We start from the raw sequence: 12,427 nt of genomic DNA on the forward strand, positions 1-12,427 counted from the left end.
GATGTAAATCTTACCGGACCACTTTCCTGTTACCCTTCGTGCAGTCCGCACTCGCGCTTCAATCCGAAGAACCGCGTCTCTTCTTCCGCCATTCCCGGCTCCCATTTGCGGGTGGTGTGGGTATCACCGACTGACAGATAGCCCTGATCCCACAACGGATGGTACTTCAGGCCGTGTTTTTGCAGATACTGGTAAACCGTACGGTTATCCCAGTCGATGATCGGCAGCACTTTAAACACGCCGCGCTGGATAGCCAGCACCGGCAAATGCGCGCGACTGCCCGACTGCTCGCGGCGCAGACCGGCAAACCAGGTTTGCGCATGCAGGTCCTGTAGCGCCCGGTTCATCGGCTCGACCTTGTTGATGTCATTGTATTTCTCAATGCCTTCAACGCCCTGCTCCCACAGTTTGCCATAGCGCGCTTCCTGCCAGGCGGCACTCTCTTTTGCCCGGTAGACTTGCAGATTAAGCTTGAGCTTGTCCGTTAACTCATCAATAAACTGGTAGGTTTCCGGGAACAGATAACCAGTATCGGTGAGGATCACCGGGATATCCGGGCGAACCTGATTTACCAGGTGCAGGCTTACTGCTGCCTGGATCCCAAAACTTGATGACAGTACATATTCACCAGGCAGGTTTTCCAGCGCCCACGCCACGCGATCCTCGGCGCTCAATTTTTCCAGTTGATCGTTGGTTTGCGCCAACGCCATAACGCGTTCAACTTTCGGCAGCTCGTTCAACGCGTTGAGATCGAGTTTGGACATAAATTCCTCGCTGTTTGCCTTGCCTGATGGCGCTACGCTTATCAGGCCTACAAATTCAGTAGACCCGATAAGTCAATTTCACATTATTCCCAGAAATCCCGGGCAGGATCGAGCACCGGGCGAATAATGCCCGCACGCACCGTAAAGTCACCGAAGCCTTCACCCGCTTCGCGCTCTTTCGCCCAGCGCCCAATCAGTTCATCCAGCGATGCCAGAATTTCCGGCTCGGTGATGTTCTCTTTAAACATCCGGGGAATGCGAGTTCCGATGCGATTGCCCCCCAGATGCAGGTTGTAACGTCCGGGTGCTTTACCCACCAGACCAACTTCCGCCAGCATCGCGCGGCCGCAGCCGTTCGGGCAGCCGGTAACACGCATGACAATGTTTTCATCACTCAGGCTGTGCTTCGCCATCAGCGTGTCGATGTTGTCGATAAACGTTGGCAGGAAACGCTCGGCTTCCGCCATCGCCAGCGGACAGGTTGGGAACGAGACGCAGGCCATCGAGTTTTCACGCTGCGGAGTTACCGCGTTCATTAAGCCACTCTTCTGCGCAATCTTTTCGATCTTCGCCTTTTCACTCTCAGGAACACCGGCAATGATCAGGTTCTGGTTCGCGGTAATGCGGAACTCGCCTTTGTGGATCTTCGCGATCTCAAGCAGACCGGTTTTCAACGGTCGGCCCGGATAATCGAGGATGCGTCCGTTTTCAATAAACAACGTCAGATGCCATTTATTGTCGATCCCTTTCACCCAGCCGATACGATCGCCGCGACCAGTGAACTCGTACGGACGGATCGGCTCAAACGTGATCCCCGCCCGGCGCTCAACTTCAGCTTTAAAGGTCTCAACGCCTACGCGTTCCAGCGTGTATTTGGTTTTCGCGTTTTTACGATCGGTACGGTTACCCCAATCACGCTGCGTGGTCACCACAGCCTCCGCCACGGCCAGCGTATGCTCAAGCGGCAGATAACCAAACTCGCTTGCCGTACGGGCATAGGTTTTCTTGTTGCCGTGCTCAATCGACAAACCACCGCCCACCAGCAGGTTAAAGCCCACCAGCTTGCCGTTTTCCGCAACCGCCACAAAGTTCATGTCGTTGGCGTGCAGATCGATGTCGTTCTGCGGCGGGATTACCACGGTAGTTTTAAACTTACGCGGCAGATAGGTTTGACCGAGGATCGGCTCTTCATCGGTGGTCGCGACTTTTTCCTGATCCAGCCAAATCTCTGCATAAGCGCGGGTGCGCGGCAACAGGTGCTCGGAAATTTTCTTCGCCCATTCATAGGCTTCGGCGTGCAGCTCAGATTCATACGGATTCGAGGTGCACAGCACGTTACGGTTCATGTCATTGGCGGTCGCCAGAGCGTCAAGCCCGACTGAATGCAGCATCTGGTGTACCGGTTTCACGTTCTTCTTCAGAATGCCGTGAAACTGGAATGTCTGACGGTTGGTCAGACGAATGCTGCCGTAAATGGTGTTGTCATGGGCGAACTTATCGATCGCCTGCCACTGTTTGGTGGTGATCACCCCACCCGGCAGACGACAGCGCAGCAGCATGGCGTGGCGCGGCTCCAGCTTTTGCTCGGCACGTTCGGCGCGGATATCGCGGTCATCCTGCTGGTACATACCGTGAAAACGGATCAGCAGGAAGTTGTCGCCTTTAAAACCGCCGGTCAGACCGTCATTTAAATCTTCGGCAATGGTACCGCGCAGGTAGTTGCTCTCAACCTTCATGCGCTCAGCATCAGTCAGTTTGCCTTCGACCACCAATGGTCCTGGATGTTTTTCGCTCATTAGTAGACATCTCGCTGATAACGGCGCTCAATGCGCAGCTCACTTAAAAATTCATCCGCCGCTTCGATATCCATACCACCGAATTCGGCAATCACTTCCAACAAAGCCTGCTCAACGTCTTTCGCCATACGATTGGCGTCGCCGCAGACATAAATGTGGGCACCGTCATTAATCCAGCGCCACAGTTCCGCGCCCTGTTGGCGCAGTTTATCTTGTACGTAGACTTTTTCTTTTTGATCTCTGGACCAGGCGAGATCGATACGGCTCAGTACGCCCTCTTTGACGTAACGCTGCCATTCCACCTGATACAGGAAATCTTCGGTAAAGTGTGGGTTGCCAAAAAACAGCCAGTTTTTGCCTTCGGCTCCGTCAGCCGCACGCTGCTGCATGAATGCACGAAACGGCGCAATACCGGTGCCAGGTCCAATCATAATCACCGGCGTCTGCGGGTTCGCCGGCAGGCGGAAGTTATCGTTGTGTTCAATGAACACGCGAACTTCACCTTCTTCATCTACACGATCGGCAAGGAAGCTGGACGCGCCGCCTGCGCGGGCACGACCTTCAATGTCATAACGCACCACACCCACGGTAACGTGCACTTCGCTTTCCACTTCCGCCTGGGAAGAGGCAATGGAGTACAAACGCGGCGTCAGCGGGCGCAGCAGATCAACCAACGCCTGGGCATCCAGTTGCGCCGGGGAGAAACGCACCATATCGACGATGGGCGTGGTTGCGGCGTAATGCTGTAACTGCGCTTTGTCACCCACTAACGGCAGCAAAGTTTCGCTGCGAGTCAAGGTGGCATAATTTTCTACGATATTGCCGGTGTTGACCGTCAGTTCGAAGTGCCACTCCAGTGCTTCGGCGAGCGGCAGGGTTTTGCCATCAACCGTGACCGGTTCATCCCCTTTCAGCCACAGCAGTTCTACCAGCTCTTTGACCAAAGCCGGATCATTTTGATACCAGACACCCAATGCATCGCCCGGCTGATAGCGCAGGCCGGAATCGCCTAAATCAATCTCAATATGGCGCACGTCTTTTTCAGAGTCGCGGCCGGTAATTTTCTGATTCACCGCAAGCGACGCCGTCAGCGGTGCTTCTTTGGTATACGGACTGGTGTGTACTTCGTTTACCGCGCCGCTCGCGGCAACTTGCACAGACGATGCCGCAGGCGCACGTGCTTTCAGGACATCAACCAGACGGGCACGCCACTGGGCAGCCGCGGCCTGGTATTCAACATCAGCGTCGACGCGGTCAAGCAGACGTTCACCGCCCAGCTCGGCCAGTTTCGTATCAAAGTCTTTTCCTGACTGACAGAAAAACTCATAAGAGGTGTCGCCAAGACCAAACACGGCAAAAGCGGTGTTATCGAGCTTCGGCGCTTTTTTCGAGAACAGGAATTTATGCAACGCCACGGCTTCTTCCGCCGGTTCACCTTCCCCTTGCGTCGACGCCACCACGATCAGCAGTTTTTCATTGGCGATTTGTTTGAATTTATAGTCGCCAGCGTTGATGAGAGTGACGTTGAGCTTCGCGGCGATCAGATCATCGCGCAGGGCTTCCGCCACACGACGCGCATTACCGGTTTGCGAGGCGGAGATAAGCGTAATGCCCGGCATTTGAGCGGCAGGCGCTGGTGACGCCGTATTGCTGCCTGGCTGCTGATTCAGCACGCCCCAGAAATAGCCAGAAACCCACGCAAGCTGTGCGGGAGTGAAATCGGTCGTGGCCGCCTGAAGGCGTGCCAGTTGCTCCGGGTTTAGCGGTAGCAAAGCGGAAGGTGGGGCCTGTGTCGTCATGCGTTGTCATGTTCCAGTAAGCAAAGCTGTTTTTCGTGCCCAAATAGCACCAAAAAAAGAAATGAAAATACTCTAAATAATTCGAGTTGCAGGAAGGCGGCAAGTGAGCGAATCCCAGGAGCTTACTGAAGTAAGTGACTGGGATAAGAGAGTGAAGCCAACGCACATGCAGCTCGAAGTATGACGAGTATTAGGTTAACGGTGGTGATAGTAACAACTAAAGAAGTGATGGAAATAACAAATAACCAAATGGACTAACCTGTTTTAGTTATAGTTATTAACAGCAAAATCGATTTAATAAGCATTTGATATATAAATAGTTATTGAACATTATCTTTATGAATGGATTGTTCTGATACTCTGCGCCCTTTTAACTAATGATAAAATTTGCTCTTTACGGTACCCTACGCCGGTTTTTCGCATTCTTGAGAGTAAATAATGTCCACCACCTTGTTTAAAGATTTCACCTTCGAAGCCGCTCACCGCCTGCCACATGTACCGGAAGGGCATAAGTGTGGCCGCCTGCATGGTCACTCATTTATGGTGCGTCTTGAAATTACCGGTGAAGTCGATCCGCATACCGGTTGGATTATGGATTTTTCTGAGTTAAAAGCGGCGTTTAAGCCGACGTACGATAGGCTTGATCACTACTATCTGAACGATATTCCAGGCTTAGAAAACCCAACCAGTGAAGTGCTGGCAAAATGGATTTGGGATCAGGTAAAACCGGTTGTCCCTCTGCTGAGTGCCGTAATGGTGAAAGAGACCTGCACAGCGGGCTGCGTGTATCGCGGCGAATGATTGTAGCCTTGACGGATGGCGAAACGTCTTCTCCGGCCAGCAACGAACAACAAACTCTGGCCGGGTAAGCGAAACGCTCCCGGCACAGTTATCAGGCAATATTCAGATATTTATGGGTTTGCATCGACAGACGCCAGTTTCGCGCAATACAGGTATCAATGCACAAACGCGTCGCATCCTCTTTCTGGCTGATTGGCTGTAAGGCGATGATTCGTGGTTTGTCGTCACTCAACGTTGCCAGCAGTTCATCCAGCGCTTCAATATCGCGAACGCGACCAACCGGATGTTTGATTTCATTCGCGCGCTCCAGCGCCTGCGACAGCACATCATAACCACCGCGCATATTCACCTTCGGCGATACGGTTACCCAGGTATTCGGCGTACAGCGTACTTCGTGGGTACCACTGGTCTCAATCTGGCAGCTAAAGCCGTTCTTTTCCAGCAGGTCAGTCAGCGGCATCAGGTCATGAATGCAGGGCTCGCCGCCAGTGATCACCACGTGACGGGCGGTATAGCCCTGACGCAAAATGACCGCCAGCAGATCTTCGCTGCTCGCCGCGCCCCATTTGTCGCTCTCTTTAGTCTTGGCCAGGATGCTGTACAGGGAGACTTCCCGATCCTCAAGCTTATCCCAGGTGTGTTTGGTATCGCACCAGGCACAGCCAACCGGGCATCCCTGTAAACGAATAAAAATGGCGGGGACGCCGGTAAAGTAGCCCTCGCCTTGCAGGGTCTGGAACATCTCGTTAATCGGGTACTGCATAGCGCTCTCAATATGGGGATAAACGATAATTATCGCAGATCCCCGCCAAAGTATCATGCCCCATCGATGCTTTACGAGGCGATCGCCGCGACAAAGCGTGCCGTTATCTGCTGCGGACGCGTTATAGCCCCCCCAACCACCACGGTATGAGCGCCTAATGCCAGACAACGTGCGGCGCGTTCCGGGGTATCGACGTTTCCTTCCGCTACGACCGGTATGCTGACCGCAGCCAATACCTCACGTAAAAAACCACAGTCGTTTTCCGCCAGCACATGCCCGGCAGTGTCAGCGGTATAGCCGTAAAGCGTGGTGCCCACGCAGTCAAAACCCAGACGCTCAGCTGTCACCGCCTCGTTTACGGTGGCGATATCCGCCATCAGCAGTACGGACGGGTATCGAGCGCGGATTTGCGTGACCAGCTCTTCCAGCGTTTGTCCACCAGGGCGCGGGCGCGCTGTCGCATCCAGAGCAATAATTTCCGGTCCAACTGTCATTAGCTCATCCACTTCCCGTAGAGTAGCCGTAATAAACACATCACTGCCCGGATAATCGCGCTTAATAATCCCAATCACCGGCAGGGAGACGCTCTCTTTGATCGCGCGAATATCCACCACACTGTTCGCACGGATACCTACCGCACCGCCCTGGGCTGCCGCCAGCGCCATACGCGACATAATAAACGAACTGTGCAGGGGCTCATTTTCCAGCGCCTGACAGGAGACGATTAATTTACCTTTTAGGGAATCCAGTACAGTTTTCATTACGATAAGATCTCTTCGACTTCGTTTTTAATGATGGTGACATGCGGGCCATAAATCACCTGAACACCGTTACCGCGAATAATTACGCCACGCGCTCCGGTCGCTTTCAGCGTCGCTTCATCTACCTTGCTGCTCTCTTTCACCGTCACGCGTAAGCGTGTGGCGCAACAGTCCACCTCTTCCAGATTATCTTTGCCTCCCAGCCCGGCGATCACTGCCGCTGCTCGCTCACTTTGCGGCAGGCTGGATTCCATCGGAGTTGCGTTTTCACGGCCAGGCGTTAGCCAGTTAAAGCGGTTAATCAAATAGCGGAAGGTGAAGTAGTAAAGAAAGAACCACGGTACCCCCACCAGGGGGACGTACATCCAGTTGGTTTTAGCTTCCCCCTGTAGCACGCCAAAGAGGAGGAAATCGATAAGCCCACCCGAAAAGGTTTGCCCAATAGTGATATGTAAAATATGAGCCATCATAAACGCCAGACCATCGAAGAAGGCGTGAATGACGTATAACACGGGCGCCACAAACAAAAATGAGAACTCGATAGGCTCAGTGATCCCCGTCAGGAAAGAGGTCAGGGCCGCAGACAACAGCAGGCCAGCAACAAGCTTTCTGTTCTCCGGCCTGGCAGTATGGTACATCGCCAGGCATGCACCAAGCAGGCCAAACATCATGGTGATGAAGCGCCCGGACATAAAGCGCGAGGTGCCCGCATAGAACTGCTGCGTATTCGGATCGGCAAGTTGGGCAAAGAAAATCCGCTGCGTACCTTCAACTAACTGGCCGTTGACGATTTCGCTCCCGCCCAGCGCCGTCGTCCAGAAGGGCAAATAAAAGATATGGTGTAACCCCAATGGGCCGAGCATACGCAGGATGAAGCCGTACAGCAGCGTCCCCAGATAGCCTGTCGCATCAACCAGACCACCCAGTCCAAAAATGAGTTTCTGGAAATGCGGCCAAACCACCGTCATGACCGCCCCCACGACTATCGCGGCAAGGGAGCTAATAATCGGCACAAAGCGCGAGCCGCTGAAGAAACCAAGGAACTGAGGGAGTGAGACTTTATTGAAACGGCCATGCAGCGCACAGGTAACCAGGCCAATCACCACCCCACCAAACACACCTGTTTCCAGCGTCTGAATGCCCAGCGTCATCCCCTGGCCTACGGCACCGGGATTCTCGTGTGCCAGCGTTCCGTTGAGCGTCAATAAGGCATTAATGGTGGCATTCATCACCAGAAATGCCAGCAATGCCGCAAGCCCGGCGGTGCCTTTATCCGTTTTCGCCAGTCCTACTGCGACACCCACCGCAAAGAGCACCGACAGGTTGGCAAATACAATAGAACCTGCGCTGGTCATGATTGTGAAGATTGCCTGTAACCAGTCAACGTCCAAAAACGGATAAGCCGTCAATGTGTTTGGATTCGACAGCGCGCCGCCGATCCCTAGCAACAGCCCCGCGGCGGGCAATACCGCAATCGGCAGCATGAACGATTTGCCGAACCGCTGTGCCTTTTCAAACCATGCCCCCGACGAGGCGCCGCTAAACATTTGCATCATTTTTTCATCTCCCCGATTGATGATGAAAATTTTTACCATATTAATTTTTAAAAGTGAAAATTATCATCAAAATCCAGGAAGCCGATCATACTTTTTTAAAATGACTGGCATCTCTCCCCTGCTTTCCGCCACACTATCAGCAGAGAAACGCATTAAGGATTTTGCATGTCAGAAAATGAAAACCTGCTGCTGAGATTGCGCCAGAGCGTTGACGGATATAGCCGAACACAGCAGAAGCTGGGAGAGTTTGTGCTCAGCGATCCGGCAAAAGTTGTCTACCTGACGATTACCGAACTGGCGCGTGAAAGCGACACCAGCGAGGCGAGCGTTACGCGTCTGTGCCGTACGCTGGGGTGTAAGGGCTACAACGAATTCAAGATGGCGCTGGCACTCGATCTCCAGCAAGAACAGCCGGTAGAGCACTGCGGGGATGAAATTGACAATGTGGTCAATGAATCGGTGCAAGCATTGCAGGACACTGCAAAGTTACTCGACAGGACATTACTTGAAGCCGCCGCCCTTGCGTTGCATCAGGCTCAGTCAGTACAGATTTATGGCGTAGCGGCCAGCGCCATTCTGGGGGAGTATTTACATTACAAACTCCTGCGTCTCGGCAAACCTGCACAATTGTTCAGCGACATGCATCGTGCAGCCATGAATGCCACGACGCTTAACAAAGACACGATCGTGGTAGCGATTTCCAGTTCTGGCTCGACGCGCGATCTGCTGCACGTCGTTAAACTGGCGCGTAAGCAAGGCGTGCGCGTGCTGGCGTTGAGTAATACGCCGCGCAGCCCGTTGGCTTCGCTGAGTGATATTCAACTGGTCGCAGCCAAACCTGAGGGTCCGTTGAGTGCTGGCGCGCTAAACGCCAAGGTGGGAGTGATGCTGTTGGTAGAACTGCTCACCACATCGCTGATTGCGCTGGATGAAAAGTACAGTGATGTGAGCCAGCGAACCGCCAGCGCGACCTTACCACTGCTGCTTTAAAGACATAAAAAAACCCGCCGCAGCGGGTTTTTACGTTAAGAGCTAAAGAACAGGATTACGCCTGGCCTTTGATCTCTTTACGACCGTTGTACGGTGCTTGTTCACCCAGAGCTTCTTCGATACGAATCAGCTGGTTGTATTTAGCAACGCGGTCAGAACGGCTCATAGAACCTGTTTTGATCTGGCCTGCAGCGGTACCAACAGCCAGGTCAGCGATGGTAGCGTCTTCAGTTTCGCCAGAACGGTGAGAGATGACAGCGGTGTAGCCAGCGTCTTTCGCCATTTTGATCGCAGCCAGAGTTTCGGTCAGAGAACCAATCTGGTTGAATTTGATCAGGATGGAGTTAACGATGCCTTTTTCGATGCCTTCTTTCAGGATCTTGGTGTTGGTTACGAACAGATCGTCACCAACCAGCTGGATTTTGTCGCCCAGTACTTTAGTCTGGTATGCAAAACCGTCCCAGTCAGACTCGTCCAGACCATCTTCGATGGACACGATCGGGTACTGTTTGGTCAGTTCTTCCAGGAAGTGGGTGAATTCTTCGGAGGTGAATGCTTTGTTGCCTTCGCCAGCCAGAACGTATTTACCGTCTTTGTAGAATTCAGAAGCTGCACAGTCCATCGCCAGGGTGATGTCTTTGCCCAGCTCGTAGCCAGCTGCTTTTACCGCTTCAGCGATTACAGCCAGAGCTTCAGCGTTGGAACCCAGGTTCGGCGCGTAGCCGCCTTCGTCACCAACAGCAGTGTTCATACCTTTAGCTTTCAGAACTTTAGCCAGGTTGTGGAACACTTCAGAACCCATACGAACGGCTTCTTTCAGAGTCTTAGCGCCAACCGGCTGAATCATGAATTCCTGGATGTCGACGTTGTTGTCAGCGTGCTCACCACCGTTGATGATGTTCATCATCGGAACCGGCATGGAGTATTTACCCGGAGTACCGTTCAGTTCAGCGATGTGTGCATACAGCGGCAGGCCTTTAGCAGCAGCTGCTGCTTTGGCGTTCGCCAGGGACACAGCCAGGATGGCGTTTGCACCGAAGTTGGATTTGTTTTCAGTACCGTCCAGATCGATCATGATCTTGTCGATGCCAGCCTGATCTTTAGCATCTTTACCCAGCAGAGCCTGAGCAATTGGGCCGTTAACAGCTGCAACAGCTTTCAGTACGCCTTTACCCATGAAACGAGATTTGTCGCCATCGCGCAGTTCCAGTGCTTCGCGGGAACCAGTAGAAGCACCTGACGGAGCTGCTGCCATACCAACGAAACCACCTTCCAGGTGTACTTCGGCTTCAACAGTCGGGTTACCACGGGAGTCGATGATTTCACGACCGATGATTTTAACGATTTTGGACATTAGATTTTCCTCAGTACAAGTTAAACTAAAACTCCAGACAAACAATGCACCCGGATGGGTGCATTGCCGTTCTAACTTATTTACTTCTTACTTCGCCTGACGCTTCTGATGTTCACTGGCGGCTTTCACAAAGCCGGCAAACAGCGGGTGCCCATCACGTGGCGTGGAAGTAAATTCCGGGTGGAACTGACAGGCCACGAACCACGGATGATTCGGTACCTCAATGATCTCGACCAACTGATCATCACCGGAACGGCCTGCAATACGCAGACCCGCAGCTTCAATCTGTTTCAACAGCATATTGTTGACTTCGTAACGGTGGCGATGGCGTTCAACAATGGTCGGCGTACCATATAACTTACGCACCAGACTCTCATCGTCCAACTGACACTGCTGCGCGCCAAGGCGCATTGTGCCACCCAGATCGCTCTTCTCGGTACGGACTTCGACGTTGCCGTCTTCATCGCGCCATTCGGTAATCAGGGCCACCACTGGGTACTTACAGTCTGGCACAAATTCCGTGGAGTTGGCGTTGTCCATACCTACTACGTTACGTGCAAACTCAATCAACGCAACCTGCATACCCAGGCAAATGCCCAGATAAGGAATATTGTTCTCACGCGCAAAGCGCGCCGTCGCGATTTTACCTTCAACGCCACGGTAGCCGAAGCCGCCAGGGATCAGGATTGCATCAAGACCTTTCAGGATCTCAACGCCGCGCGTTTCAACATCTTGCGAATCGATCAGCTTGATATTGACGGTGACACGATTCTTCAGACCACCGTGCTTCAGCGCTTCGATAACTGACTTATAGGCATCCGGCAGTTCAATGTACTTGCCAACCATACCGATAGTCACTTCGCCTGCCGGATTCGCTTCTTCATAGATAACCTGTTCCCATTCTGACAGATTAGCTTCCGGACAGTTCAAGCTGAATCGTTTACAAATATAATCGTCAAGGCCCTGGGATTTCAACAGGCCCGGAATTTTATAGATGGAATCGACATCTTTCAGAGAAATCACCGCTTTTTCCGGAACGTTACAGAACAATGCAATTTTCGCACGTTCATTAGCCGGAACTGCGCGATCGGAGCGGCAAATCAGGATATCTGGCTGAATACCGATAGAAAGCAGCTCTTTTACCGAGTGCTGGGTCGGTTTAGTTTTGACTTCACCTGCCGCCGCCATGTACGGAACCAGCGTCAGATGCATAAACAGCGTGTGCTCACGGCCAATTTCTACGGCCATCTGGCGAATCGCTTCAAGGAACGGCAGAGATTCGATATCCCCAACGGTTCCGCCGATTTCGACCAGAACAACATCATGACCTTCGCCGCCTTCCAGAACGCGTTCTTTAATCGCATTCGTGATGTGCGGGATAACCTGAACGGTAGCGCCCAGGTAGTCGCCACGGCGTTCTTTACGCAGAACGTCGGAATAGATACGACCCGTGGTGAAGTTGTTGCGGCGGCTCATTTTGGTACGGATGAAACGCTCATAGTGACCCAGGTCCAGGTCGGTTTCAGCGCCGTCTTCGGTAACGAACACTTCCCCGTGTTGGATTGGGCTCATAGTACCTGGATCGACGTTGATGTACGGATCCAGTTTCATCATGGTCACATTGAGGCCACGGGCTTCAAGAATGGCTGCCAGGGAGGCTGCGGCAATGCCTTTTCCCAGAGAGGATACGACCCCGCCGGTCACAAAAATATAGTTCGTTGTCATGCTGGACCTGAGAAGTTAGGGTGAAACGATGGAATTACCAAGACGGGAAAGTAGTATACCCGAACATGACGAGCGCCACAAACTTTCATTATTCCCTCTCCTTCGTTCTTCAAGCCGC

The 12,427-nt window shown here is 52.9% G+C and carries 10 protein-coding genes; 2 read left to right on the forward strand and 8 right to left on the reverse strand.

The window, feature by feature from the left end; genetic code table 11:
- Positions 1 to 29: 29 nt before the first annotated feature.
- From cysH to cysJ, 3 genes are all read right to left on the reverse strand, one after another.
- Positions 30 to 764 carry a phosphoadenosine phosphosulfate reductase gene (gene cysH / locus OGW16_RS16865; protein WP_043017391.1) on the reverse strand — a complete coding sequence of 245 codons (735 nt, stop codon included), beginning with the start codon at positions 762 to 764 and terminating at the stop codon, positions 30 to 32.
- Positions 765 to 847: 83 nt separating this feature from the next.
- Positions 848 to 2,560, reverse strand: coding sequence for an assimilatory sulfite reductase (NADPH) hemoprotein subunit (gene cysI, locus OGW16_RS16870; RefSeq protein ID WP_047409056.1), 1,713 nt, complete (start codon positions 2,558 to 2,560; stop codon positions 848 to 850).
- A complete protein-coding gene (gene cysJ, locus OGW16_RS16875; protein WP_080626160.1) occupies positions 2,560 to 4,359 on the reverse strand; it encodes an NADPH-dependent assimilatory sulfite reductase flavoprotein subunit in 1,800 nt (599 codons plus the stop codon). Before cysJ ends, cysI begins: the two co-directional genes overlap by 1 nt.
- A 438-nt stretch (positions 4,360 to 4,797) precedes the next feature.
- On the opposite strand from cysJ, the gene queD reads away from it, so the two are divergent.
- A complete protein-coding gene (queD, locus tag OGW16_RS16880) occupies positions 4,798 to 5,160 on the forward strand; it encodes a 6-carboxytetrahydropterin synthase QueD (RefSeq protein ID WP_043017394.1) in 363 nt (120 codons plus the stop codon).
- A gap of 91 nt (positions 5,161 to 5,251) precedes the next feature.
- Here queD and queE read toward each other — a convergent pair whose 3' ends face one another.
- The 3 genes from queE to OGW16_RS16895 all read right to left on the reverse strand — a co-directional run bounded on the left by queE (position 5,252) and on the right by OGW16_RS16895 (position 8,240).
- The gene (gene queE / locus OGW16_RS16885) at positions 5,252 to 5,923 is read right to left on the reverse strand and encodes a 7-carboxy-7-deazaguanine synthase QueE (protein WP_043017395.1); all 672 of its coding nucleotides are present in this window, start codon (positions 5,921 to 5,923) and stop codon (positions 5,252 to 5,254) included.
- A 71-nt stretch (positions 5,924 to 5,994) separates the two neighbouring features.
- Entirely contained in the window at positions 5,995 to 6,684 is a 690-nt protein-coding gene (locus OGW16_RS16890; RefSeq protein WP_047409050.1) for an N-acetylmannosamine-6-phosphate 2-epimerase, read from the reverse strand.
- Positions 6,684 to 8,240 (reverse strand): maltose/glucose-specific PTS transporter subunit IIC, encoded by a 1,557-nt coding sequence (locus OGW16_RS16895; protein WP_075146365.1) that lies wholly within the window; start codon positions 8,238 to 8,240, stop codon positions 6,684 to 6,686. Before OGW16_RS16895 ends, OGW16_RS16890 begins: the two co-directional genes overlap by 1 nt.
- Positions 8,241 to 8,405: 165 nt before the next feature.
- Here OGW16_RS16895 and OGW16_RS16900 point away from each other — a divergent pair, with 165 nt between their 5' ends.
- Positions 8,406 to 9,230 carry a MurR/RpiR family transcriptional regulator gene (locus OGW16_RS16900; RefSeq protein ID WP_213733568.1) on the forward strand — a complete coding sequence of 275 codons (825 nt, stop codon included), beginning with the start codon at positions 8,406 to 8,408 and terminating at the stop codon, positions 9,228 to 9,230.
- Positions 9,231 to 9,285: 55 nt separating this feature from the next.
- Here OGW16_RS16900 and eno read toward each other — a convergent pair whose 3' ends face one another.
- Together eno and pyrG are read right to left on the reverse strand one after the other, a co-directional pair.
- Entirely contained in the window at positions 9,286 to 10,584 is a 1,299-nt protein-coding gene (gene eno, locus OGW16_RS16905; protein WP_003034129.1) for a phosphopyruvate hydratase, read from the reverse strand.
- An 87-nt stretch (positions 10,585 to 10,671) separates the two neighbouring features.
- Complete coding sequence (gene pyrG / locus OGW16_RS16910; protein WP_043017398.1) at positions 10,672 to 12,309, reverse strand: glutamine hydrolyzing CTP synthase; 1,638 nt, start codon at positions 12,307 to 12,309, stop codon at positions 10,672 to 10,674.
- Positions 12,310 to 12,427: the final 118 nt, after the last annotated feature.

This window comes from Citrobacter sp. Ce104, from assembly GCF_030334595.1.
Taxonomy (GTDB): Bacteria; Pseudomonadota; Gammaproteobacteria; order Enterobacterales; family Enterobacteriaceae; genus Citrobacter; species Citrobacter europaeus.

Bases quoted from the DNA above. Each gene is read 5' to 3' on its own strand.
- cysH (WP_043017391.1), bottom strand. From the start codon at position 764: ATGTCCAAACTCGATCTCAACGCGTTGAACGAGCTGCCGAAAGTTGAA.
- cysI (WP_047409056.1), bottom strand. From the start codon at position 2,560: ATGAGCGAAAAACATCCAGGACCATTGGTGGTCGAAGGCAAACTGACT.
- cysJ (WP_080626160.1), bottom strand. From the start codon at position 4,359: ATGACGACACAGGCCCCACCTTCCGCTTTGCTACCGCTAAACCCGGAG.
- queD (WP_043017394.1), top strand. From the start codon at position 4,798: ATGTCCACCACCTTGTTTAAAGATTTCACCTTCGAAGCCGCTCACCGC.
- queE (WP_043017395.1), bottom strand. From the start codon at position 5,923: ATGCAGTACCCGATTAACGAGATGTTCCAGACCCTGCAAGGCGAGGGC.
- OGW16_RS16890 (WP_047409050.1), bottom strand. From the start codon at position 6,684: ATGAAAACTGTACTGGATTCCCTAAAAGGTAAATTAATCGTCTCCTGT.
- OGW16_RS16895 (WP_075146365.1), bottom strand. From the start codon at position 8,240: ATGATGCAAATGTTTAGCGGCGCCTCGTCGGGGGCATGGTTTGAAAAG.
- OGW16_RS16900 (WP_213733568.1), top strand. From the start codon at position 8,406: ATGTCAGAAAATGAAAACCTGCTGCTGAGATTGCGCCAGAGCGTTGAC.
- eno (WP_003034129.1), bottom strand. From the start codon at position 10,584: ATGTCCAAAATCGTTAAAATCATCGGTCGTGAAATCATCGACTCCCGT.
- pyrG (WP_043017398.1), bottom strand. From the start codon at position 12,309: ATGACAACGAACTATATTTTTGTGACCGGCGGGGTCGTATCCTCTCTG.